Raw genomic sequence first — 24,650 nt, forward strand, 5'->3', positions numbered from 1 at the left:
CAACTCTGCATGCTCTGGAAAACCCAATCGGTTCTTCCAAAGGAGAGCCTGAACTTACCAGTTTTCTCATATGCTCCTCCATGAGGTATAACGCCAGCCAGCATGCGCGGCTACGGAATGGAGGCGAAGCCGCAATGCAGTAGGCGTCGCGTGCCTGGCCTTGTTATGGGCGGCCAACAAAGGTAACCCTGATAATTCCGCCGTCAATATCTTCACCCTCAATGGTCTCGATTGCACGGTGTGCTGTCTGATATACCAAAAAGGCATGCCCCATGCTGGGGACACCTCGGGAGGCCCACATTAGGGAAATTTCGGCGTAAAAACTGTAAATGAGTGCCCATTTTTTCCCGAGCCAACCAGTGTTTTGCCTAAGCATGATCAGAGACTTTTTCTGTCTCTGAATGTTTAAGGCAAACTGCTTTTTTCGGGCTGCAGGCATTTCGAATGACAAACTTCCACGACCACTGAGTGCAGCCAGAACTTCAGTGTGAGTTTTCGGAATGTCATCTCTCATACGAGAGCCCCATAACGCCGCTCAGCACGCGCGGCTGCGAAATGGAGGCGAAGCCGCAATGTAGTAGACGTCGCCGTGACTGGCCTGGTTATAAGCTTGCTACTCACTGGTGATCCTACCTGTGTCCCAGAACTCAATGATTTTTGCCCACTGCTTCTGAGACTCTGGCGGCAACAATTCTTGCACCTTATCTGGAACATCCGACCCGACGACGTTTGTGTTTTGTAGATCCTCCAAGATGCCAACGATGGCAGCTTCCCTTACATAACCATCACCCTCAATGAGCCAGCGCTCAATTACCTCGAAAATGTCGGATAGCTCTCGAGTTCGAGATTCTGTAACGAGCCCCGATATATACGTGGCCAAATCTGATAACGCCAAGTATTGAGGAAGCTCTGCCTCATCTTCCCATTCGCTGACGAACTCATTCCAAATCGGCCTGAAACCATCAGAAACGGCCAAAATTGGTTTGAACATCTCTTCCTTTGAGATCATCTCCCGAACCCTCTTGGCTTATAACGCTGAGGTAACCGGCGCCGAAGCGCAGCGGAGGGAACCCAAAGCGGTACGCTTTTGGCGTCCGGTTGACCGCCTGGTTAATGGCCGTTCACCACCGTGGTTGAGCCTGGAAACCCAGACCGCATGCCCTCTCCCGGAAAGCTTGCACCAACTCGACGGATGGAGAAAGGAACCAGAACGCAAACGCTACCCGACCGATTACCATTTGAGACGGACGGCCCCACGACTGGGGCACGTCATGAATACCAACACTGCTGGCCATTGTGGCAACCAAACCAGACAGCGCATTTTCCGGCCTTGGCGATCACCAGAGTGAGCGGGCTTACAACCAATCCCGGTGCCAAGGCCTTTGCACCCCACCTGCCAAAAACTCACGAATGCCGGGCCAATAACGCGAAGCTTAGCGGCGCCCTTGTAATGGAGGCGAAGCCGCAATGGAAAGGGCGTCCGGCGGCCATCGGCCGCGTACTACAGCGACTGGTTAGTGGCAGGTAATGACACTGCCGGCTCCCTGGCACTGACCTTGACGGCCTACTCCGTAACCCGGCACCGACATGAGCCGATGCACTCTGTTTGAAACACCGCCAATGATGCGGTGAATGAACCTGAACCCAAAGGTAGCAGATCCAGACCCAATTTTCGGCGGACGGCCCCAAACGGTGAGCACTGAATTTCCCGCCAAGACTCTTGCTTGCTGATGCAACCAAACCGAACACGGATTCTGACGGCCTTGGTGCTCACCAAATTACGCGGGTTTGGCAACCAAGCACGGCACCAAGGCCCCTGGCACACCGCAGCCCAAAAGGACCGAAGCCATAGCCACTAACGCCGCTGGTAACGGGCCGCTTTGGAGCAGAGCCAAAGGCGGCGCGGAAAAGCGGTCCCGTTGACCGCTTGGTTAGGCAAACTTACCGGCATCGCCATACGCTGATTTTATGTCTCGAAAGACTGCTTCGACGGAAGTTGGCTCGATCTCAAATGCCACTCTTGAACCGAACTCCAATTGCTTTTTGTCGCTGTAGCGAGTTGAACCAGTAAGTTGAGCCTCGACTGCAAGGTGACCAAGCGAATCAAGCGGAAAGAAAGAGAGTTTCAAACTGCGCTCCTCTACTGTTTCTTCTTCTAGCCCTTTCAAACTCAGCTCAGCTTTGCCCTCGCGCTTTTCAAGAAGCGCTTCAATTTGAGAAAGGAACTCAACTACTTCATCGCCCGAGCCGCTCTGTAAATAGCCAAGAAAGCGGATAGAGCCAGAGACTGGCAAGCTCGTCAACGAAGCTGAAACCCTAATTTCCTTGACGTACTGATCGTCATCCCAATACCCAGAGATACCAACGTCGAAAGATATCGAATCTTGCGAATCAACAGAAGATAGCTTCATTTTTACTCTGCCTAACGCGAAGGTAACCGGCGCCGGAGCGCCAGCGGAGGGAACCAAAAGCGGTACGCTTTTGGCGTCCGGTTGACCGCCTGGTTAGTGGCCGGTTACCACCAAGGTCTCCCCTGGCAACCAACGCTGCATGCCCTCTCCCGAACAGCTTGCACCAACGCAACGGATGGCGAAAGGAACCAGAGCGCAAACAACACCAACCCGATTACCGTTTAAACTGGACGGCCCCATAACTGGAGCACGCCGTGAATAACCATGCCGCCGATGAATTTGGCACCCAACCCCGACGGCAACTTTTCCGGCCTTGGCCATCACCAACACAGGCGGCTTTGCAGCAAAGCCCGATGCCAAGGCCCTTGCACTGAGCCCGCCAAAAATGAAGAAGGCCAGGGCCATTAACAGTGAATTATACGAACACGTTCGTATATCCCGCGTCCGTATAACTCCACCCAAAACGCGCCCAAAATTTCATACTTTTCCTAACAAAAACAGAAGATTAACAGTAATCACCACAGCTACCGCCGGAGTTATACGCCCTCTTTCGAGCCACCCCCTGCTCCTATCCCAGGGCGTATAACTCCGCCCATCAAAATCCTACTTTTCAACCATATCAGAAGGTTAGCAGTATTTCCCGTGCATTTTCCTGGAGTTTTGCGAACGCGTTCGTATAACTCCGCCTCCCAGGCGGATAGCGTTTACGCGTTCAGGCCGAACAGCACTGTGGCAAACCGCCAGCAGGCGCTGGCGCAGGCCGCCCCCATCGGCTTTAATTATCTGAGTTACTCATTCACAACAGCCAGGCGGTACTTGCCTGCCGGAGTTTTAGCTCTGGTGTATGTCAGCAAGGTGTGGGCATGACAGGAGGTCATTACCATGAAGCGCATCGCCATTTGCTTCGACGGCACCTGGAACCGGCCAGAGGAAAACATCGGCGAGGATTTCCCCACCAATGTTCTGCAGTTTGCCCGAGCTATTCGGCCTACGGATGACCAGGGCGTGGAGCAGGTGGTGTTTTACGACTGGGGCATTGGCTCCTATCACGATCAGCTTCGGGCCGGCGCCACGGGCAAAGGGCTGGAGAAGAATGTGATGGATGGCTACCGGTTTCTGGTCCACAACTACGAGCCGGGTGATGAGATCTTTCTGTTTGGTTTCAGTCGCGGTGCCTACACCGCCCGCAGCCTGTGCGGCATGATCAATAACTGCAGCATTCTTAAGAAGGTTCACGCCAATCAGATTGAAAACGCATTTCGGCTCTACAAAACCAAAAAACACTCTGCCAATGGCGAACATGCCATGGCCTGGAAGAAGACGCATTCGGTGGAGCTGCGCACTCCCATCAAGTTTGTGGGCGTGTGGGATACCGTGGGCGCCCTGGGGCTGCCGTTTACGTTTTTCGGGCTGATTAAGGATAAAGACCTGTTTTATGACAGGGAGATTGGCAGCAACATCGCAACTGCCCGGCATGCGTTGTCTCTGGACGAGCAGCGGGAGGACTTTGAACCGACGCTGTGGGAGCCGAGGGAAGGCACAGACATTCAGCAGGTGTGGTTTGCCGGGGCGCACTCGGATGTGGGTGGCGGCTACGGCCCGGACAAGGCGAATCAGATTCTGGCAGACATTCCGCTACTCTGGATGGCAGACGAGGCGAAGAAGCAGAAGCTGGTGTTCAATAACAATCTGCCCTCCCAAATCCATGCAACGGCCGAGCAGCACAATGAATACAAGGGCAAGTACCGGCTGCTGGGCAAACTGGTTCGCACCATTCCCGTACCTGAGGCCAACCTGACCTACGTACACCCCAGCGTTAAAACGCGCTACAGCGGCGGTTACCGCAGCGAGCCGATTGAGCAGTACATCAAAAGCCATGGCCAGTGGCCACCACTTTGGGGCGGGTGATCAGCCATTTGTGTTTCGTGCTAGTCTGGTGAGATTAACGTTAGCCCCAAGTTGGTTTATTAGAGCTGAGACCCACGCAATGCATCTTCCATTCTGGCTGACAACGGCCCTATTGTTTCCGGTATTGCTGTACCAGGGGAAACGCACCCGGCGTACCACACCCCGATTACCGGAAGCCTCTGGCTCTCCGTGTGGGCAGTATGGCGAGGGCGAGCCCGCCAGGCGCGTTCTGGTGATCGGAGAATCCACAGCCGCCGGAGTAGGCGTTGACAAACATGAGCAAGGGCTGGCCAGCCAGTTGGCAAAGCAGATCCATGAGCGTACCGGCCAAACCATTGCATGGCACACCTTTGGGGTGAACGGTATTCGCCTGGGCGCCTTGAACAAGCAGCTCGCAAAGGCGGACCTGCCAGAGGCAGACCTGGTGATCCTGAGCATGGGAGTGAACGACACCACCGGGTTTACCCCAAGGTATCGCTTCCGCCAGCAGTTACTGAAGTTACAGGAATTACTCGGTACACGTTACCCGGCGCCGTTGGTGCTGCTGAGTGTTCCGCCCATGCATCTGTTTACCGCCCTGCCCGCGCCGTTGCGGCAGGTAATCGGATGGCGGGCGCGGTTGTTGGATAACCTGTACAAGAAACTCGCCAGCGAGGCGCCAGCGCGATTCTCGTACGCTCACTACCCTGTAATTTCAGACCCGGAATTGCTGGCCAGTGATGGCTATCATCCCGGGGCGAAAGGTTACCGTTACATCGCGGAAGCACTGGCAGCCCTTCCTTAGGAGTTTCATGGCAACACAATCCACGCCGTCATCCGATAAACACACCAATTCACCTTCCGAGCGGGACCTGTACCTGGATGCCCTGCGTGCCGGTGCCTTGCTGGTGGTGGTATTCGGGCACTGGATAGCCACCCTGCCCCGATTTGATGGTGGCCTGGAAATTCAAACAGAACACCTGCTAAAGATCTGGGAGCCGTCAGGGTTTATCACCTGGTTTGTGCAGGTGGTGCCGCTGTTCGTGTTTGTATCTGCCACCGTCAGTGCCGATGGTGTGGCGCACCGGATGGCTCAGGGGCACCGGCAGATGCATTGGTGGGCAGGGAGAGCCCTGGCCCTGGCACGGCCTACGGTGACGTATCTTGCCGCCATTACCCTGATTGCCCTGCTTTCACTCTATACCGGCGGCCGGGTGTTGGGGCCGTTTAACCAGTCGCTCACCATACATTTATGGTTTCTGATCATGCTGTTGGCGGTGCAGGCACTGTTGCCCCTGAGCGTGGAGGCCGACAGGCGCTGGGGCTTGGGGGCAGTCGTTGGGCTGGTGGTGGCAGCTGCGGTGGTGGATGTTGTGCGGGCCATGCCCGGCTCACCCGGAGATATTCTGCGCCTTGGCCAACGGGTAACGGATTCGGCAGACGGCATCGGGTGGATCAATGCGGTTCTGGTGTGGCTGTTGCCACAGCAGTTGGGCATCGCCTGGAAGCGGGGCCGCTTCAGGGGTGCGTGGACAGGTCTGTTTTTCCTGGTGCTGGGCGGCTTCTGGCTGGTGGCTGCCCTGGCTAGCGGTTATCCCATTGGCATGGTAGGCCGGGATTTTCACGGCGACAGCAACATGCTGCCCCCCACCCTGGCGCTGGTGGGCGTGATGTGGCTTCAGGTTGGCGCGGTTCTGTTCTTCGAGCGGCCGGGGCGTTGGCTGCTGGACAGGCGCAGAATCAGCGGTACTGTGACCATGCTCAGCGCCTTGAGCATGCCGCTGTACCTCTGGCACAAACTGGCAGAACTACCAGCCGCCTGGCTGGGTGATCGTTTCGGGTTGCCTGTAGACGCCGGGTTACCCGGTGAACCCGGCTTCTGGATGGGGCGGTTCTGGTGGATTGTGCTCTGCAGCCTGATGGTGGTGCCAGTGATCGCGCTGGTGGTGGCTTTTGAAATGCGGCGCAAGCAAGGCGTTGTAACAACCTCGAGGCCCCGAATCATCCTAGCCGGCGGCTTCTCGCTGATGGCCGGGCTGGTCGTAAGCCTTGCCCTGGGCGCATTGCCGGGCGCCCTGATTGGTCTGCTCGGAGTTGCGGCAGCGTCCTGGCTGTTACGAGTGCATCCGCAGCCAGGACGATAACCGGATCTTTACAGCGCCGACTTACAAAGCTGACCCCCTCAGTCTGCCTTGTAGAGCCGGAGGATGCTGGAAAAGTCCAGTTCCCCATTACCCTGCCCCGCATGCAACTGGAACAGGTTGCGTGCCAGCGAGCCCATGGGGATAGACGCCTGGTTCTTCACCGCGTTATCAAACGCCAGGCCCAGGTCTTTTGTCATCAGGTTCACCAGGAAGCCACCCTGGTAGTCCCGCGATGCCGGCACGCCCTCCATCACACCCGGCCAGGGGTTATACACGTTCAGCGCCCAGTTGCCGCCAGAGCTCTGCTTCATGATTTCCGACAGTACCGCTGGGTCCAGGCCGTTCTTGGCGCCCAGTGCCAGGGCCTCGCTGGTGCCTGCCATCAGGATGGCCAGCATCAGGTTGTTGCAGATCTTGGCCACCTGGCCGGCACCGTGGGGGCCGGCGTGGAAGATGTTCTTGCCCATGCCTTCGAGGATGGGTTTGGCGCGGTTGAAGGTGCCTTCTTCACCGCCGCAGATAAAGGTGAGCGTGCCAGCTTTGGCGCCGCCCACCCCACCAGACACCGGGGCATCGATGAACGCCAGGTTCCGGGCTGCAGCGGCTTCCGCCACGGCGCGGGCAGTCTCCGGGGCAATGGTGGAGGAATCAATCACCAGGGTGCCTTCGGGCAGGGCGGAAAGCAGGCCGTCGTCGCCCAGGTACACCGCTTCCACATGTTTGCCGGCCGGCAGCATGGTAATGATGCATTCCGCACCCTCAGCCGCCGCCTTGCCGGAATCCGCAGTGCTGGCGCCTTCGGCCACCAGCGCCTCAACGGCGGGCTGTGACAGATCGAATACAGTCACATCATGCCCGGCCTTGAGCAGGTTAGCGGCCATGGGCGCGCCCATGTTGCCCAAACCGATAAAGGTAATCTTCGCCATGTTGCTTCTCCTTGTTGTTGTAGTGAAACCAAGGGGCAGTGGTTAGCCCTCGGCTTCCTGGCTGAAAAACTCGTCTACCCAGCTGTTGTCGATTTCCCCCAGCGCGGCGTAGCGCCAGCGGGGTTGCATGTCTTTATCAATCAGCAGGGCGCGGATGCCCTCGGCAAACTCGCCTTTTCTAAGGCATTGCTTGGCCATGACCAGTTCGTTGTCCAGTACCTGAGCCAGACTTTGCAAACGGCTGCGGTGGTAATGCTGCCAATGCAGCGCCAGGGATGTCGGACTGGCCGCGGCCAGGCCTTTCACGGATTTGCCCAGCCAGTCGTTGCGGCCGCCGAATTCCTGCAGGCGACTAACCACCTGTTCCAGGGAGTCGGCATCGGTGGCTTGCTGGATCTCGTCATGATGCTGCCGCACCGGTGACTCCAGCGCAGCGTCCTGGCTTTGCTGCTCGTATCTGCGCAGTACCTGACTGACCACGGCGTGGCTATTGGAACCCTGCCAGTCGGCCGCAACCAGGGTGTCGACCACCTGTGCTTTCAGTTCCTGCTTCACGAACCGGTCCGCCATGCCGGTGAACAAGGCATCAGCCGCGTTCATCCGAGCGCCGGTCAGGCCCAGGAACAGGCCGGTTCGCCCGGGCATGCGATTGAGGAACCAGCCGGCGCCAATGTCCGGGTAAAGGCCGATACTCACTTCCGGCATGGCCAGCTTGGAATGCTCGGTAACCACCCGGTGGGAAGCGCCCACCATCAGGCCGATGCCGCCGCCCATCACAATGCCATTGCCCCAGCAGATCACCGGTTTCGGGAAGGTGTGAATCTGGTAGTCCAGTTCGTATTCCTCGGTGAAGAACTGGTCGCCCTCGACGAGTTTTCCCGGCTCGGTCATGCTGCGGTACAAAGACACGATGTCGCCGCCGGCGCAGAAGGCCTTGTCACCCTCGGCTTCCAGCCAGACCGCGCACACCCTTTCGTCTTCTGCCCAGCGGGTCAGTTGGGGTTTGAGCAGGCGGATCATCTCCATCGACAGCGAATTGAGGTTGCGCGGTGTGTTCAGCCGCGCGACGGCAATCAGCTCATCACCGCTGGTTGTCCACTCTTCAAAAATAATGGGTTGCTCACTCATAGCAGTCTCGACGGTTATTGGTTCTTCCAGGCCGGTTTGCGCTTCTCGAGGAAGGCATTCACGCCTTCTTTCTGGTCTTCGGTGTGGAACAGCTCTACGAACAGTTCCCGCTCCATCCGCCAGCCGTCGCTGTGGCTGCGACCATCCCGGGCACTCATCACCAGCTGTTTGCAGCGGGCAATGGACGACGGGCTCTGCTTGCAGGCACCTTCCGCCAGCTTCAGGGCGGCTGCCAGCCCCTCACCGGAGGGCACGACTTCTTCCACCAGGCCAATCTGCAGGGCTTTCTGAGCATCCACCCGTTCGCCGCACAGGATCATGCGCTTGGCCCAGCCTTCACCCACCAGCCAGGGCAGGTTCTGGGTACCGCCAGCGCACGGCAACAGGCCAACGCTGGCTTCCGGCAGCGCCATCTGGGCGTGCTCCTCGGCAATGCGAATATCGCAGGACAACGCGCATTCCAGGCCACCGCCCATCGCGTAGCCATTGATCGCTGCGATAGAAACGCCCCGGAACGCGGTGAGCGCGGCGAAGGCTTCACCAAAGCGCTGGGCCATGTCGTTGGCCCGTGCGCGGTCACCGTCGGCGAAGGTTTTCAGGTCCGCCCCGGCGGAGAAGAACTTTTCGCCCTGGCCGGTAACCACCAGGGCAAAGATGTTGCGGTCCTGGTTGAGTTCTTCCACCAGTTTCGCCAGTGCTGCCAGCGAATCCGCCGTCCAGGTGTTGGCCGGCGGGTTGGCGATGGTCAGGATGGCAATGTGGTCGCGTTTCTCAAGTTGAATCAGGTCACTCATGATCGGTTCCTTGTTTTCTCTCTGGCCGGTTACTGGATGGCGTCTACCACGCCATCCTCCAGCAGCCGGCGGGCGATAATCAGGCGCATGATTTCGTTGGTGCCTTCCAGGATCTGGTGCACCCGCAAATCCCGCAGGTAACGTTCCAGCGGGTACTCCCGGATGTAACCATAGCCGCCGTGCAGCTGCAGGGCTTCGTTGGCCACCTCGAAACAGGCGTCGGTGGCGAAGCGTTTGGCCATGGCGCAATGAAGGGTGGCTTCCGGGTCGTTGCTGTCCAGCTTGAACGCACCCAGCCGTACCATTTGCCGGGCCGCTACCAGGTTGGTGGCCATATCCGCCAGCTTGAACTGCAAGGCCTGAAAGGCCGCTAACGGTTTACCGAACTGCTGGCGCTCATGCATGTAATTGCGGGCCCGCAACAGGGCCGCCTGGGCACCACCCAGGGAGCAGGTGGCAATGTTCAGGCGGCCACCGTCCAGCCCCTTCATGGCAATGGCAAAGCCGTCGCCCTCCTCGCCTACCCTGTTATTCACGGGAATGCGCACGTCTTCCAGGGTGACCATGCGGGTCGGTTGGCTATGCCAGCCCATTTTTTCTTCGTTCTTGCCGTAGGAGATGCCGTCGGCATTGGCCGGGATCACAAAGGTCGAGATTCCTTTGGCGCCGCTGTCGGCATCGCCGGTGCGGGCCATCAGCACCAGCACATCGGTGGCACCGGCGCCGGAGATAAACATCTTGCTGCCGTTGATCACGTAGCTGTCACCGTCTCGCACCGCGCGGGTACGCAGGCGGGCGGCATCGGAACCGGCACCCGGTTCGGTCAGGCAGTAGCTGGCCAGCCATTCACCGCTGGCCAGTTTGGGCACAAACGCCTGCTTCAGATCATCCGAGGCAAAGCTGGCCACCATCCAGGTGGCCATGTTGTGGATAGTGATAAACGCGGCGGTAGAGGGGCAAGCCATGGCCAGCTCTTCCACAATCACCGAGGTGTCGAGGCGAGACAGCCCCATCCCGCCCAGGGCTTCGGGCGTGTACATGCCCATAAAGCCCATCTCGCCGGCCTGCTTCATCACCTCTACAGGGAAGATGTGTTCGGCATCCCATTGGGCCGCGTGCGGTGCCATGGATTTCTCGGCGAAGGCACGGGCGGCATCCCGGAATGCCAGCTGGTCTTCGGTCAGATTGAAGTCCATTACCCGGCTCCTCCGTTAGCGAAGCTGAATTGAGAAGTTCGCCTCGGATGAGGTGGCCTCGCTGGAGAACCACCGGGATGTCACGGTTTTGGTTTCGGTGTAGAAGCGCACCGCCTGCTTGCCGTAGGCATGCTGATCGCCGTAGAACGAACCTTTCCAACCGGTGAAGGAGAAAAACGGCAGGGGCACCGGGATGGGCACGTTTACACCCACCTGGCCTACGTCGATCTCATGCTGGAACCGGCGTGCGGCGCCACCGTGGTTGGTAAAGATGGAGGTACCGTTGCCGTAGGGGCTGTTGTTGATCAGCGCGATGGCTTCGCCCAGGTCGTTGGCGTTCATGCAGGTAAGAACCGGCCCGAAGATTTCTTCCTTGTAGATATCCATCTGCGGAGTCACGTTGCCGAACAGGGTTGGCCCAACCCAGTTGCCGTCGGGCAGGCCATCCACGGTGCAGTTCCGGCCGTCCAGCAGAAGTTCCGCACCCTGTTTTTCGCCGGTGGCAATCAGTTGTTCAATGCGCTCCTTGGCCTTGGGGCTGATGACCGGGCCGTAGCTGGCACCGGAATCGTTCCAGGCACCGGGGCGTACTTTGGCCATGGCCTCTCTCAGTTCCGGAATCCACTCCTGGGCCGCGCCCACAAACACCGCGACGGAAATCGCCATGCAACGCTGGCCGGCGGCACCCACGGAGGCGCCTACCAGGGCGTTGATCACTTGCTGTTTGTCGGCATCCGGCATGATCACCATGTGATTCTTGGCGCCGGCAAAGCTCTGCACACGCTTCATGTGGCTGGTGCCGGTTTCATAAATGTAGCGCCCTACCGGCACCGAACCGACGAAGGAGATGGCTTTGATGGCCGGGTCAGTAAGCAGGGTATCTACCTGCTCTTTTGCGCCATGCACTACCTGCAGAACGCCCTTCGGCGCACCAGCCTGCTCGAACAGTTCGGCCAGGCGCATGGGGGTCATCGGGTCTTGCTCGGAGGGCTTCAGGATAAAGGTGTTACCGCAGGCGATGGCCATGGGGAACATCCACAGCGGGATCATCGCCGGGAAGTTAAACGGGGTGATGCCCGCGCACACGCCCAGGGGCTGAATCCAGGAATGGGTGTCTACTTCCCGGGCGACGTTTTCAACGGTCTCCCCCATCATCATGGAGGCTACGTTAGCGGCGTGCTCCACCACTTCAATACCGCGCCAGACATCGCCCTTGGCGTCATCAAAGGTCTTGCCGGTTTCCTGGGACAGGATTTCGGCAATCTCGTCGTGATGTTCTTTTAGCAGCGCCTGGTAACGCAGCATCACCCTGGCACGTTCGGAGACCGGAGTCTCTTTCCAGCTTTTGAACACTTCCCCGGCGTTATCGATGGCTTGGCGCATTTCCGCTTCGGTGGCACAGGGCACCTGGGCGATCACTTCGTTGGTGGCAGGGTTGGTGACGTCGATCCAGTTTTCGGTCTGGCTCTGGGCAAACTCACCGGCGATGTACTGAGGTATCTTCTTCATGCTGATAATCCCTGTTTGTTGTTATGCGGGCACGCCGTTTCCCATCTGGAAGCGGCACGATATGAAATGAGCGTAGCACGGGGTTTGGCAAAGGGTGATTGACTAAATTTCGCCCATGATGGATTATTTTTCGATGACTAACGATTCCAGGCTCCCCAAAACCACACAAACCTCGCAGTGGCCCGTACCGCCAGACAGCGTGCGCTATGTGGTGCCCGAACCCATTGTTCGGCTATTGGCACACCATCCGCTGACCCGCGAGCTGTATCCACTGGCCTTCGGGCACTACCGCAGGGCCGCTGGCCATCACATGCACCGGGAACACCATCGTGACAATCTTTTGATCTATTGCACCGAGGGAAAGGCCTTCCTGAATGTGGCAGGCGAGCCCCTGACGGTGCAGGCAGGCGATCTCCTGCTGCTTCCGGCCGGCGCCAGCCATCGCTACACCGCCGCACCGGACAACCCATGGACCATTCACTGGGTGCACTACACTGGGCCGCTGGCCGAGGAGTTCAGAAACTACATGGGGTTTGATGGCAACAACCACGTTCGCCATCTGGGCCAACAACCGCGACTGCTGGTGGATTTCAACGGCCTGTTGTCGGTTCGCCAGACCGGCTTTCGCGCCCGGGGGCTGATTCACGCCAGCAACCGTTTGCGACAACTGCTGGCCGCCGTGCCCCTGAATGCAGACGAAACCGGCCTGGCACAACAGGCGGAGCTGGAGACCATCCATAACTACATGCGGGAACATCTTGAGGAACGGCTGACTCTGCAGCAACTGGCGGAGCTGTCTGGCCTGTCGCCCGCGCACTTTGCCACCCGTTACCGGGAACAAACCGGCACCTCGCCAATCCAGCACTTTCTGCACCTGAAGGTAGAGCGGGCCTGCCAGCTTCTGGACACTACCAGCCAGAGCTTTGCCGACATCAGCCGCCAGCTGGGTTATGACGATGCCTATTACTTTTCCCGGTTGTTCAAGAAGGTGATGGGAAAGTCCCCCAGTGACTATCGGCATACAGCACGGCATTGACCGTCACTGGGGAGATGGCCCTTACAGGGTGTTTTTGTGGACTCGCCCGCCCTTCATGATCAGGCGCAGATTGGTATTCGGATCATTCAGAAATTCCAGCCCCTGCTCCGGATTGCCATCCACCACCAACAGGTCTGCCAGAGCCTCCGGCTCCAGGGTGCCGAGTTTGCCCTGATAGGGGCTTCTTGGGCCAGACATGGCGAGTAGTTCGCCATTGCGGCCAGTTGCCATGGCCAGCGTAGTGAGCGAGTCGTAGAAGCGCGTGAGTTTGGTCAGATGGCGCAGCTGATTGTGGGTGTTCTGTGGGCTGAACAGGATATCGGTGCCCCAGGCAGTTTTAACGTCAAAACGTTGAGCCATCTCGTAAGCCCGCACGGTGCCCTCGGCCACCATGCGTTGTGACTCGCGACGCGCGGCATCCGGGTAGACGTTAGAATCTTCATCCTGCAGGAAGGGCTGCAGGCTCCACCAAGCGCCCTCACCGGCCATCATCCGCACACTTTCCTCATCGGCCAGCTGGCCATGCTCGATGGACTTTACGCCCGCCCGCAGGGATCGCTGAATACCCTTGGATGTGTATACATGCACAGCCACATAAGTGCCCCAATCCTCTGCCGCCTCAACCGCGGCGTGCAGTTCCCGCTCGGAAAACTGGGTGCTGTCCAGCGGGTCGTAGGTGGAGGCCACGCCACCGCCCGCCATCAGTTTGATTTGCGAGGCACCCAGCATCAGCTGTTCACGGGTGCGCCGGAGCACCTCGGCTTCGCCATCGGCAATTACGGCAACGCCCTGTTTTTCCTGCTCACTCAGGGGCGAGGCGTTGCCCCTTGGCACTTCATGCCGCATGCGGAAATCGCCATGGCCGGAGGTCTGGGAAATCATGGCACCGGCTGGAAAAATTCGCGGGCCATCCACAATGCCCTTGTCGATGGCGCGTTTGAGGGCAAAGGAAGGCCCGCCCACGTCTCGAACCGAAGTAACGCCGCGCATCAACGTGCGCTCGGCCTCTTTGGCTGCAACCAGATGCACGTAGCCCGGGTCTGCGGTCATGGCCTCCAGCTGGCTGATGCCCGCCAGCGTGGTGTGCCAGTGAGCGTCAATCAGCCCCGGCATGACAACACGGCCACCGCAATCAATAACCTCTGCATCACCGGCGTCTGCACCGTTGGTTAGCAGCGCCTGAATACGGCCACCCTCAATGCGAATGGCTACGCCGTCTCGCAGTGGCCCGCCGCTGCCATCAAACAGCCTGAGGTTCTTCAGCAGTATCGGGCGATTATCATCCTTTGGCTGCTGGCTAAGAACGCTCGGGGCATGCAATGCCGCAAACATCGCCATAACGCCGGCCATACCCCCGATAAACTGCCGGCGGCTTACATCCGCCATCATGCGCTCATGAAACCGGGATAATAGCGGCGAACCGCACTGGCAGCCGCCGTGGGCATGGTGATGATTTAAAGGATGAAGTTCGAAAGCATGGGGTAAGGCGGGCATCAGACAACTCCTTGTGATGAGTACCCGATTATAGACAATCTGGGCTATGCTGCGAGCCGGCCCGGCCGCCTTTGAATCCATCAACACAGCGATCTCAGCATGCAGCCACTGGATAGTAAAGTAGTTGAACAAGCCCTGCACTGGTGTCATGAGGGGCATGATTTCTGGTTTTGTACGGTGGTGAGTACCTTTGGCTCCTCACCCCGAGCGCCGGGCTCCTGGTTGATCGCCCGGCAGGATGGTGCCCATTGTGGCTCGCTCTCTGGCGGGTGTGTGGAAGAGGATTTCCTGGCCCGTTTACAGGAAAACGTCTTCAAGGGGCGTATTAATCGTATTCGCTACGGCGCTCCGGACGGCCCGGATAATGCCCGCGTCACTCTCCCCTGCGGCGGAATCCTGGATGTTCTGATTGAGCACTGGCCAGCATCCTCCGTTACCCGTGAACATTTCCTGGCGCTCCAAGCAGCGCTATCGGGCGAGGGCCCGGTTGCCCGTGTGGTCTCGCTGGAAACCGGAGACATTCACCTGGAGCCGGAGAGCGAGCTAGGCGCCCGGGTTACCGAGGAGGCGGACCAGGCCCGCCTAAGATTGCGTGTTGGCCCCGTCTCGCGACTGGTCATTTCCGGGCTGTCACCGGTTGCCACCGCCTGCGCGAGCTTCGCTCACAGCCTGGGCTTTGAGGTGATTGTGTGCGACCCAAGGCCCGAGGAAGTTCGGCACTTCAACCTGGCGGACGTGACACTCCAACAGGAGCTGCCCTCGGTATACATCGCCCGTGAGGGCTGCCATCGCGCTACCGCAGTGGTCGCTCTCACCCATGACCCGCGCATTGACGACACCGCCATGATGGAGGCGGTAAAAACCGAGGCGTTTTACATCGGCGTGATGGGGTCCATGAAAACCTCGGAAAAGCGGCGGGAACGGCTGGCTCGCATTGGCGGGCTGACCGAGCAACAGATCCGCAGGATTCATATGCCCGTAGGTTTGAATATCGGTAGTAAAACGCCCGCAGAAATTGCCCTGGCAGTGATGGCCGATATTATCCGGGTGCGGCAAGGCATCTCGCGCCAACAACTTTGATCTTGCTTGTCTGGCTGTGGCATCGCTTCTACAGTAAAACACAAATGATCTTTGCCGCCCCCCAATTCAGCGAAGGAACCGATTGATGGCCAGAAACCCAACCGCAGCGCTCATTGTTACCCTGGCGAGCGCGGCACTTGCCGGCTGCAGCAATTTTCAGCCTCTCAGCAGCGGTACCGAAGACCCCTGCGCCACCCTACATAACATTGTAACGGATTACCCTACCGGCTTTGCCGATTACCGTGGAAGCAGCAGCAACTTCAATTCCGTGACCATCTACCGGGCAAAAGAGCAACTGATCAAGGGCCATTGCGAGATCTGGGCCTGGGGCAACGGAGACTCGGCCTACACTTGCACCGTATCTGCCCCGGATAAAGCGGTTGCAGAAACCTTGCACGCCCGAGCGGCAAACGAGTTGTCTGAATGCCTGGGGCCTGAATGGCAATCGGAACAAGGGGTACGCGAGCGCGATGGCCAGCCAGCAGGCGAAGTGACCCGGTTTACAAGCGGACAGGCCTCAGCACCCGCGGTTTCTTTGCACAGGGTAGAAGACCACCGCCGCCACTCTGTGTATCTGTACATCGGGACCGGCGCCCGCTCCCCGCAACAGACCGACTGAGGCGTGCATGTACTCTGATTCACATCAGCCAGACGCGTCTCCCGGCGCCACTGACTACCTGAGCACTGATCAGGAGGGCAGCTCCGGTATCACCCGGCTCCTCCATCGGGTTGCCCAGCAGGATAGAAAAGCGTTTGCCGAATTATACGAAGCCACCGCCCCGAAACTTATGGCCACCGTGCTTCGTATCCTTAAGGACAGAAGCTGGGCAGATGATGTGATTCACGATACCTATATCAAAGTTTGGCAAAAGGCGGACCAGTTCGATGCAGAGCGTTCCTCACCGATCACCTGGCTTGCAGCCATTGCCCGGCACGGCGCTATCGACGAATTACGGCGGCATCCCGCAAGGCGAGAGACCGCAAGCAACGAACTCGACAATATTGCGGACCACGCGCCCGCGGCCCATGAAGAAATCTCAGATCAACAAACGGTAAAGCACTTGAACCATTGCATTGACCAGCTTGAGAAAGATCGCCAAGACATGGTTCGTCTTGCGTACCTGAATGGTTGGTCCCGGGATCAGCTGGCGATGCATTTTGACCAGCCGATCAACACTGTGAAAACCTGGTTGCACCGAGCCCTGAAACAAATCAAAAGGTGTCTTGAACCATGAGCGAACGCGACGACCTGGATATGATGGTTGCGGAGTTTGTTCTGGGAACTCTGCCACAAGTAGAGCGGGATGCCTTACAGGCTCGCCGTGCCCGCGAACCTGAGCTGGAAGCGTTGATTCAGCAATGGGAGGCCCGGCTGGCTGGCATGCTTGATGGGGTTGAACCTATAGCGCCCGGCCCGGAGCTGTTTTCCAGAATTCAGCGAACGATCGACCAGCAAACTGACCAGCAACACGCTGTGCCAGAAGCGCGGAGCGCAGCACCAGACAACGTCGTCAGCCTTCGCAAACAGCTGACCCGCTGGCGCTGGAGCACCGCCGTTGCCTCGGCAGCGGCGCTGGTACTGGTTGCGGTGTTGGCCACCCAACCGGAGCCGGAGCCACAAGCGCAATCCTTTGTGGCGGTGTTTCAGCACAACGATGAACAGCCTGCGTTCCTGTTAACGGTGGATCTGACCAGCCGTCAGCTGAATATCCAACCGGTAACCGCCGAACCTCAGCAAGACAAATCTTACCAGCTCTGGATGGTGGCGGAGGAGTATGGCCCCAACCCACGATCGGTGGGCGTGATCGGCGACAACTTCACTCTGGACCAGGCAGCACTGCGTGATTACGACCCGGAGACTCTGCGGGGCGCCACGTTTGGTATCAGCCTGGAGCCAAAGGGCGGTTCACCCACCGGACAACCGACTGGCCCGGCCATTCACGGCTTCCTCTACCCCACCTCTGCCGACCAAGGCAAAGGTCGCAACTAGATTGTGATGGCGCCTGAAACTTTTCAGGCGCCGCTCCGTAGCTGCTTGTACTCCCATCAAAAACCATCTGATGGATGGGTACAACCGAACCTAAGGAGCACACAATGAAGAAGCACATCAAAACCACTGCATTCCTGGCGGCCACTCTGATTTCCGGCGCATTCGCCTCCGGTTCAGCATTGGCGATGAATCACGGCGACAAGGTGGGTGTCTGGGGCGATGACCAATCTGTATCCGAAGGCACAGTAACCGCCAAGAAAGTGGTGACCGAGGAGAACGGCTGGCTGGTAGTGCACCGCACTGACGAAGCCATGAAGCCTGGCCCGGTTGTAGGCCACGCGCCTCTGAAAAAAGGCAAGAATATGGATGTCGCGGCCATCCTGACCGAGGAAGTGGCCAGCGGCGACAAGCTGATGCTGATGATTCACAACGAGGAAGGCGGCAGCAAGACCGGTATTTTTGAGTACACTCTGGGTGCCAAGGAAGATGGCCCGATTCGCCGGGATGGCAAGCTGGTAATGACCGTGATTACTGCGAAATAACGGATTCAGGTCTTCGCTTACGTTCCGATAAGGCCTGAAGAAAAGCCCCCGACAGTTTTCGCTAACGGGGGCTTTTTCATTTCACCTTGAGACATTTACCATCACGGCGTTGCTGGCTCATTCAGCCGAACCACCACCCGTGCCGGGTCCTGTCGGATCTCCTGCTCGGTGTAAGGGAACCGAATCCACTGTTTGTTGGAATAGGCTTCGGTCATATCACGGTAGTAAGGCGATGCAGGGTCTGTGGACTGGGAATAGGTTACGAATCCCTCGGCAATCGGGTTGCCATCGTCGCCCCAAGTCACGGTCTGGATGTAGCTGTTGCCATAGGTCACAGAGTAGCCCTGGGCATCCTCCAGAGTGGAGTCTCGGCTGGACGCGATAGTAAACGCCCCCTCAGTGCTTTCACCGCCAAATACCGGAATGGCGGTACCCTCGTGAATCCCGGAACGCTGCAGGTCGCCCATTCTGGCATCGAACGGAATGCCGGCAGACTGGATCGCCTGAACGGCCCCTACGAAAGCCTGAATGGTTAGCGGGTCCGCCACGTTCAACATTCTGGGTGTATTTACCGGATCGTTAGCATCAAATGGCACCAGCCACTGCAGGGGCAATGGAACCGGCAGCGGATTCAAACGTGCCCAGAATTCCCGCCAGATATGGCCGCCCCGTGAATCAAGGTTATAGGTGCCATCCCATGCTTCGAGCGCGTCACAGGCCTCGGCAATCCCGGTTTGGGTCACGCCGCTGAGCAGATCAGACACTGGATTACAGTAGGCCGTGACAACCGATTCTCTGGCCAGCCGTTCCGACATCAGGCTGCTTTCCAGAACCACATCCTGCAGGTTGTCCATATCGAACCCAACGCTGCCGGAACGGCCATCAGTGCCGTCCAACCGTTCCTCTACATGCGCAATGCACAACCGGGTACGCAACGTTCTTGCTGTGCCCTCATCCCCGATGATGCTGGCAAAACCGGTCAGCGGTTCATCGGGGTTGGTCAGCCAATAGCTGTCGTTGCAGTTGTGCACCCAATCGTTCCGGGACAAGGTGGGCAGGTTGCCAGGGCCAAACACGCCCGGCGCCGGGGCATCGGAATCTGTCCCCCAGTCACACGCGGACCTGCTACCGTCCAGTATCGGCAGTCCCGGCATCAGTTGGCCAAGAACCGGTGTGAGCGCGGTGGGACATTGCATGGCCAGTTCATCCGTTACGTTGGGAACCACGGTCAAGTCACCGTAATAGGCGGGCTTGCCCGGGCCGGTAGCAATGGTGTTCACCCAGGGCACACCCAGCACACTACCATGAAGCTCTACAAACTCCTCAAAGCTGGACGCCTGGTTCCACCGGAAGAACTGGTTCAGCAAGCGGTCGTTCTCGGCGTTGGCATCACGCAGGGTATACGCCTTCAACGGCGACCAGGACAAGACCGGCACACCGGACACGGCAAACTCCAGCATGGGGCCATAGTGCGAGTGGTAGAGCGTGCGGGTTTGCTCGGAAACCGACCCATCCGCTTCAAGCACCTCCACGGTAATGTCCTCAGAGGTCATGTCTACAAATTCGCCGTCAAACAGGTATTGCGTGGGGTCTGCCGGGTTCAGAGTCAGCTCGTAGAACGAGAAACGGAAAGCGGTAGACACCGTGTGGCTCCAGGCGAAGTGCTCGTTGAAACCGATGAGCACCGCCGGCAAGCCGTACAGGGCAGCGCCCATGATTTCCGCCTGATCACCCACTTTGAGATGAGCGAGGTACAGTCGTTCGGTCTTCTCCCACGGGAAATGGGGGTTGCCGAACAACAGGGACTGTCCATCGCGGGTAGTCTCGGAACCAAACGCATACATGTTGCTGCCGATGTTCAACTCCCGTGAGAGCGGGAAAGGCAGAGGCCCTTCGAGGGTGTTTAGTAGAGTATCAATCAACCCCTCATCCGGCTCGTCGCCACCAATGATATCCAGGGCCGGAGGTTGGGCATTGGCAACGCCCTCAACAAACACCGACGAACTGGCCAGGACCGCAAGCCGGAAGTAGCGCCGGAACATGTCATCCAGAGTTAACGGCAACAGCCAGTCTGAATCACGGCATGCCTGGTGCCGCCCCGGGTGCTCGCCACGACGGATCTCATCAACGTAGCGATTGAAGCCATCTACATAGCCCTGGGATGCCTCGATCACTTCTGGGTCACTGTTACTGTGCTGCGATTCCAGAGCGGTATCGGTGATGGCGGTACGCCAGAAGAAATCGGCATCCACATTGCTGGCCACGGCACCGTTGGCAGGAATGGTGTATTGCCCTTCCCCACCCAGGTAACGCGCGCGCAGGCCCCGAACCGTCAGGGTGTCCTCAGCCAACAGGCATAGGTTGTCCTCCGCCTGAACATAGCCGTAGGCATAGCCCATGCTGGCGAAGTCTGGCGCTTCAATATGAGGAATACCGAAAGAAGTCCGGGTAACGGTCGCGCGGTAGCGATCAAGCCCGGGGGCATCTGCCGCGGGGCCTGTGAGATTATCCGATGCGGAATTGCCGCCGCCAGAACTCAGGCAGCCGGTTGTACCAGCCACCAGCGCCGCCAGCAGCATGGCACGCTTAGTTGTGATCATGTGGGTTGCTCCATCGTGTTTGGATTTGTTGTTTTGGTCACTGACCAACTGGTCAGAATTTATCCATCACACACTAAATTTATAGCATAACACATATTATGCCAATCATTTTTAACTAAGCCCGGCACCAAAGAACTCACGAGCGAAGTAGGTAAAAAGTTGTAAATCCCGTTTTTTTCTAATAATTTGAACTTATAACCTTTGGCCGTGATACGACGCGAGCCGAATCTGGCGCAACTGGAGAAAGGCCCAGCGTGCAGCGTATGACCAAGCTTCTCTCGTTCACTATGGCCGTCGTTTTTTCCGCTACCGCACAAGGTTACGAAGAGCCTGCTTCGCTAACCCTGCTCAACTCCTGGCAAGCACTTCTCGAAAACGACGATCTGCTGTCCGCAAATCAGTCAGCCAGTCTTCGGGCGGAAGCCTTGGCATCAACGGCGAACAGCTTGTATCTGCCCCAAGTTGACCTGGTGGGGTCTTACACGCGGCTCGACTCCCAGATAGAACTGGATGCGCTGTCTCTGAACCCCCTCAACAGCGCATCGGAAACCATACCAGGGCAATTGCTGATCGACTTGATTGGCGGCCCCGGAGCTTTCCAGACACCCGTCACAAGCCGCAACATAACTCGAAGCTCAATAAACACTCTGTGGCCGATTTATACCGGCGGAAAAATCACGGCCAAGAAAAATCTGCTTCAACTCGAGCAGACCGAAGCATCACATGTCCTGGAGGAAGTCCGGCGGGCCCGGTTTACGGAGCTGGTTGCGACCTACTTCGGTTTGGTAATGGCGGAGCGCGCGTTGAACACTCAGCAACAGGTAGAAAGCGCTCTTGCCAGGCATCTGCATGTGGCAACAGCCCTGGAGGATCAGGCACAGATTTCCGGCGTGGAGCGCCTGGCTGCGGAAGCCGCTTATGACAGAGCCAGGATTACCACCCGAGCGGTTGAGGAACAACGAGACACGGCGCACAACGCGTTTGCGTCGTTGATACATATGGATTTCCAGGATAACGGGCACCGGGTTGAATCGCGCCGGCTGGATCCAACAACGCCTCTGTTCACCCTCCCGCAATTACCTCCGCGGGATACGTTCGAGGCAGGGTTAAGCGAACACCCGAGCCTGCGGATTCTGTCCACCAAGCATGAGCAGGCGAAGAACATTGCCCAAGCGAGCCGGGGCCTGTATCGCCCGGACGTTTTTCTGTTCGGCAGCTACAACGTGTATGAGAACGATTCTTTGGCGAGCGATCTCACGCCGGATTGGCTGGTTGGCGTGGGCGTCCGAATCGCGCTGGTGGATCGTAGTGGCCGCAACGGCAAGGTAGGCGCAGCCGACAACACCGTTCGTGAGGTCGATTCACTGCAAAAGGCCACTCAACGAAGGCTGGAGTTGCTACTCGACCGGAACTACCGTGAAGCCCGGCAGGCCCTTGCTGAGCACCGGGACCTGGCATCGACCGTGGCCCTGGCAGAGCAGACGCTAAGATTGCAGGAACGCGCATTTGCTGAAGGGCTCGGGCGCTCGCTTGATGTCATCGATGCCCAAACCTTCCTGGCGACCACACAGACCCGTCGTGATGCAGCGGCTCTCCGTTTCGTGCTGGCATTTACTCAGTTACTGACCCTGAGCGGCGACTATGAAAGCCTGTTTTCCTACGTGCTTGAAGGAGATGAAATTCAGTGACTGCGAAACGAATTGCCATTCCTCTTATCGTTGTTGTCATCCTGTTGGGTATTGTCATCGTCTTCTGGAAAGCCTACGCACCTGCCCCCATCCAGTTACAGGGGCAGATTGAGGCCAGGCAACATATGGTGGCGTCCAAAATTCCGGGGCGGGTTGCAGACATTAGCGTCCGCCGTGGGGATCGCGTAGAGGCAGGCACTGAGGTTTTCCGCATCGACAGCCCGGAGCTTGAGGCCAAACTGACTCAGATAGAAGCGCTTGAAACCATAAGCCAATCTCTCGCTCAAGCCGTTGAGGGTGGAACGCGTGAAGAACGTATCGCCGCAGCTCGCAGCGAGTATGAAAAAGCACTGGCCGCCGAGGCACTGGCAAAAACCACCTTTGAACGTATTCGTGCGCTTGCAGATGAGGGTCTGGTTGCCAGGCAAAGAGCCGACGATACGTTCACACTGTGGAAGGTGGCCGAGAAAACACGGGTTACGGCATCTGAGATATTGAAGCTGGCCGAAGCAGGCCCACGGCAGGAAGCCCGCACCGCGGCGCAAGCCGGTGAAGCAGCCACCTCAAGTTTGAGAGACGAAGTTGCTGAACTGCTGGATGATACTGTGGCGCGGGCCCACAGAGGTGGCATTGTCAGTAATGTGCTGTTGAACGAGGGAGAGCTTGCCCCCCAGGGTTTCCCGGTCATCATTGTCACCGATCTTGATGATTCGTGGGCATTGTTCAACGTCAGGGAAGATTTGCTCAGCCGAGTCACAGAAGGCAGTGAATTTGACCTGAAAATCCCTGCCCTTGATCAATCCGCACGATTCCGTGTCAGCCATATTTCTGTGCTCGGGGACTACGCAACATGGCGCGCAACAACGCCGGGGCGCGGATTCGACATGAGAACGTTCGAGGTAGAAATGCAACCTGTAGAGCCAATCACTGGATTAAGGGCGGGCATGAGCGTTCTTCTTGAGATGGCACCGTAAGCTCGGCAACGGACCGGAGAGCCCGATGGGTCGTGAGCATCTGACTGGCTGGAAAGCTCTGCGGGAGCAGCCCTGGCTGCTTGCGGTGGTCGTTTGGCTGCCGCCGGTTCTGTTCGTGTTGTTGATCAGTATCTTCCGGATTGGAACACCGCAATCTCTTCCCGTAGGTGTCGTCAATCTGGACCATAGCCATGAATCCTACACGGTTGAACGTCAGTTGGACGCGAGCCCGGGGCTGAGCCTGTTAAGGTCATACGCCTCAGCGTCCGCTGGCGCAGCTGCCCTTCAACAATCTGAAATCCTTGCCCTTGTTATCATTCCGGAAAACTTTGGCCGAGACCTTCGGCTTTCGATCAGCCCGACGGTGACCGCCTTTTACAACAATCAATATCTGTTGTCCGGCAAATTCATCAATTCATCGTTAATAAGCGCCTCCATGGATCTGGCCGCGCGCACGGGTGTTGGCCTTAAGATCAGCCATGGCCAGACTGCCCCTGAAGCCATCACCTCGGCAGTGCCAGTGCGCCCGCAAGTCACATCGCTCTATAACCCCAACATGAGCTACGCGCGCTTTCTGGTGACGTCAATATCGCCGGCTCTCTGGCAAATTATCATCGTTATCTCAACGGTTCTGACGTTAAGCTGGCGACTTGAAAAACAAACCATCCCGGCACCATTGATTGAGCGGAGCAAAGCGATCACTGCCGCGCTTGCGCCTGTCAGCCTGCTCCTCTGGCTCCAGGGGTTGCTGATGCTCGTATTGTTCCGCCTCTTTCTGGGGTGGCAGCCATCCGGCAACATCGTCTGGCTTCTTCTTGGTTTGGCCCTGACCATCTTCAGCGTTCAGGCCATGGCAGTGCTCATTGTCGCTCTCGTTCGGGACCGGGTAAAAGCAATGAGTGTTAGCGCTGCGTATCTCGCCCCTGCGTTTGCATTTATGGGCATTACCTTCCCCCGAGGTGATATGAATGTGATCGCATGGGCCTGGGGAGGCTTGATGCCATCCACTCACTACATCAAATTGCAGGTGGACATTGCCGACCACGGCGCCTCCCTGCCTCTCATTGTCAGCTCACTGATTGCGTTGCTGCTTTTCCTACTTGTCTTGCCAATAGCGCTGAAGCTACTTCCGGCAAGGCTTGACCCCAAACTTGCAGAGCAGGTGAGCTAATGATCCGTAACACCAGTCTGTGGGGGGCCTGGAAAGCCGAACTGTCGAATATCATCCACGACAGATCGGTGATGCTGGTT

At 58.0% G+C, this 24,650-nt stretch carries 22 protein-coding genes; 12 read left to right on the plus strand and 10 right to left on the minus strand.

Annotated elements, in window-relative coordinates:
• Nucleotides 1-163: 163 nt before the first annotated feature.
• The 3 genes from ABIE59_RS12890 to ABIE59_RS12900 all read right to left on the minus strand — a co-directional run bounded on the left by ABIE59_RS12890 (nt 164) and on the right by ABIE59_RS12900 (nt 2,411).
• Nucleotides 164-514, minus strand: a complete 351-nt coding sequence (locus tag ABIE59_RS12890; protein WP_354447469.1) for an RNA recognition motif domain-containing protein — start codon at nt 512-514, stop codon at nt 164-166.
• Between the two features lie 99 nt (nt 515-613).
• The gene (locus ABIE59_RS12895; RefSeq protein ID WP_354447471.1) at nt 614-1,009 is read right to left on the minus strand and encodes a DUF7674 family protein; all 396 of its coding nucleotides are present in this window, start codon (nt 1,007-1,009) and stop codon (nt 614-616) included.
• Nucleotides 1,010-1,931: 922 nt separating this feature from the next.
• Entirely contained in the window at nt 1,932-2,411 is a 480-nt protein-coding gene (locus ABIE59_RS12900; protein ID WP_354447473.1) for a hypothetical protein, read from the minus strand.
• An 882-nt stretch (nt 2,412-3,293) separates the two neighbouring features.
• On the opposite strand from ABIE59_RS12900, the gene ABIE59_RS12905 reads away from it, so the two are divergent.
• The 3 genes from ABIE59_RS12905 to ABIE59_RS12915 all read left to right on the plus strand — a co-directional run bounded on the left by ABIE59_RS12905 (nt 3,294) and on the right by ABIE59_RS12915 (nt 6,442).
• Complete coding sequence (locus ABIE59_RS12905; protein ID WP_354447475.1) at nt 3,294-4,319, plus strand: T6SS phospholipase effector Tle1-like catalytic domain-containing protein; 1,026 nt, start codon at nt 3,294-3,296, stop codon at nt 4,317-4,319.
• Between the two features lie 79 nt (nt 4,320-4,398).
• Nucleotides 4,399-5,103, plus strand: coding sequence for an SGNH/GDSL hydrolase family protein (locus ABIE59_RS12910; protein WP_354447477.1), 705 nt, complete (start codon nt 4,399-4,401; stop codon nt 5,101-5,103).
• Between the two features lie 7 nt (nt 5,104-5,110).
• Nucleotides 5,111-6,442, plus strand: a complete 1,332-nt coding sequence (locus ABIE59_RS12915; RefSeq protein ID WP_354447479.1) for an acyltransferase family protein — start codon at nt 5,111-5,113, stop codon at nt 6,440-6,442.
• Nucleotides 6,443-6,480: 38 nt separating this feature from the next.
• On the opposite strand, the gene mmsB is transcribed toward ABIE59_RS12915, so the two are convergent.
• The 5 genes from mmsB to ABIE59_RS12940 are packed head-to-tail and all read right to left on the minus strand — an operon-like array spanning nt 6,481 to nt 11,995.
• On the minus strand, nt 6,481-7,368 hold the full coding sequence (mmsB, locus tag ABIE59_RS12920) for a 3-hydroxyisobutyrate dehydrogenase (RefSeq protein WP_354447481.1): 888 nt from the start codon (nt 7,366-7,368) through the stop codon (nt 6,481-6,483).
• A 42-nt stretch (nt 7,369-7,410) separates the two neighbouring features.
• The gene (locus ABIE59_RS12925; RefSeq protein ID WP_354447483.1) at nt 7,411-8,496 is read right to left on the minus strand and encodes an enoyl-CoA hydratase/isomerase family protein; all 1,086 of its coding nucleotides are present in this window, start codon (nt 8,494-8,496) and stop codon (nt 7,411-7,413) included.
• 14 nt (nt 8,497-8,510) lie between these two features.
• Complete coding sequence (locus ABIE59_RS12930; RefSeq protein ID WP_354447485.1) at nt 8,511-9,290, minus strand: enoyl-CoA hydratase; 780 nt, start codon at nt 9,288-9,290, stop codon at nt 8,511-8,513.
• Nucleotides 9,291-9,319: 29 nt separating this feature from the next.
• Nucleotides 9,320-10,486 (minus strand): acyl-CoA dehydrogenase family protein, encoded by a 1,167-nt coding sequence (locus ABIE59_RS12935; protein ID WP_354447487.1) that lies wholly within the window; start codon nt 10,484-10,486, stop codon nt 9,320-9,322.
• 15 nt (nt 10,487-10,501) lie between these two features.
• Nucleotides 10,502-11,995, minus strand: coding sequence for a CoA-acylating methylmalonate-semialdehyde dehydrogenase (locus ABIE59_RS12940; protein ID WP_354447489.1), 1,494 nt, complete (start codon nt 11,993-11,995; stop codon nt 10,502-10,504).
• Between the two features lie 115 nt (nt 11,996-12,110).
• Here ABIE59_RS12940 and ABIE59_RS12945 point away from each other — a divergent pair, with 115 nt between their 5' ends.
• Nucleotides 12,111-13,031 (plus strand): AraC family transcriptional regulator, encoded by a 921-nt coding sequence (locus ABIE59_RS12945; RefSeq protein WP_354447491.1) that lies wholly within the window; start codon nt 12,111-12,113, stop codon nt 13,029-13,031.
• A 21-nt stretch (nt 13,032-13,052) separates the two neighbouring features.
• Here ABIE59_RS12945 and ABIE59_RS12950 read toward each other — a convergent pair whose 3' ends face one another.
• Complete coding sequence (locus tag ABIE59_RS12950; protein WP_354447493.1) at nt 13,053-14,525, minus strand: metal-dependent hydrolase family protein; 1,473 nt, start codon at nt 14,523-14,525, stop codon at nt 13,053-13,055.
• Between the two features lie 99 nt (nt 14,526-14,624).
• Between ABIE59_RS12950 and ABIE59_RS12955 the strand changes: the two genes are divergently transcribed.
• From ABIE59_RS12955 to ABIE59_RS12975, 5 genes are all read left to right on the plus strand, one after another.
• Nucleotides 14,625-15,605, plus strand: coding sequence for an XdhC family protein (locus tag ABIE59_RS12955; protein WP_354447495.1), 981 nt, complete (start codon nt 14,625-14,627; stop codon nt 15,603-15,605).
• Between the two features lie 85 nt (nt 15,606-15,690).
• Nucleotides 15,691-16,224: a hypothetical protein gene (locus ABIE59_RS12960; RefSeq protein ID WP_354447497.1), complete on the plus strand. Its 534-nt coding sequence runs from the start codon at nt 15,691-15,693 to the stop codon at nt 16,222-16,224.
• Between the two features lie 7 nt (nt 16,225-16,231).
• Entirely contained in the window at nt 16,232-16,840 is a 609-nt protein-coding gene (locus ABIE59_RS12965) for a sigma-70 family RNA polymerase sigma factor (RefSeq protein ID WP_354447499.1), read from the plus strand.
• On the plus strand, nt 16,837-17,595 hold the full coding sequence (locus ABIE59_RS12970) for an anti-sigma factor (RefSeq protein WP_354447501.1): 759 nt from the start codon (nt 16,837-16,839) through the stop codon (nt 17,593-17,595). Before ABIE59_RS12965 ends, ABIE59_RS12970 begins: the two co-directional genes overlap by 4 nt.
• A gap of 104 nt (nt 17,596-17,699) precedes the next feature.
• Nucleotides 17,700-18,137, plus strand: a complete 438-nt coding sequence (locus ABIE59_RS12975) for a DUF7282 domain-containing protein (protein ID WP_354447503.1) — start codon at nt 17,700-17,702, stop codon at nt 18,135-18,137.
• 101 nt (nt 18,138-18,238) lie between these two features.
• Here ABIE59_RS12975 and ABIE59_RS12980 read toward each other — a convergent pair whose 3' ends face one another.
• The gene (locus ABIE59_RS12980) at nt 18,239-20,737 is read right to left on the minus strand and encodes a penicillin acylase family protein (RefSeq protein ID WP_354447505.1); all 2,499 of its coding nucleotides are present in this window, start codon (nt 20,735-20,737) and stop codon (nt 18,239-18,241) included.
• A 263-nt stretch (nt 20,738-21,000) separates the two neighbouring features.
• On the opposite strand from ABIE59_RS12980, the gene ABIE59_RS12985 reads away from it, so the two are divergent.
• From ABIE59_RS12985 to ABIE59_RS12995, 3 genes are read left to right on the plus strand one after another with little or no spacing between them, the layout of a single operon-like run.
• Entirely contained in the window at nt 21,001-22,425 is a 1,425-nt protein-coding gene (locus ABIE59_RS12985) for a TolC family protein (RefSeq protein ID WP_354447662.1), read from the plus strand.
• Complete coding sequence (locus tag ABIE59_RS12990; RefSeq protein ID WP_354447507.1) at nt 22,422-23,399, plus strand: HlyD family secretion protein; 978 nt, start codon at nt 22,422-22,424, stop codon at nt 23,397-23,399. Before ABIE59_RS12985 ends, ABIE59_RS12990 begins: the two co-directional genes overlap by 4 nt.
• 25 nt (nt 23,400-23,424) lie before the next feature.
• The gene (locus ABIE59_RS12995) at nt 23,425-24,570 is read left to right on the plus strand and encodes an ABC transporter permease (RefSeq protein ID WP_354447509.1); all 1,146 of its coding nucleotides are present in this window, start codon (nt 23,425-23,427) and stop codon (nt 24,568-24,570) included.
• The last annotated feature ends 80 nt before the right edge of the window (nt 24,571-24,650 follow it).

The organism is Marinobacter sp. MBR-99 (genome assembly GCF_040547575.1).
Taxonomy (GTDB): Bacteria; Pseudomonadota; Gammaproteobacteria; order Pseudomonadales; family Oleiphilaceae; genus Marinobacter.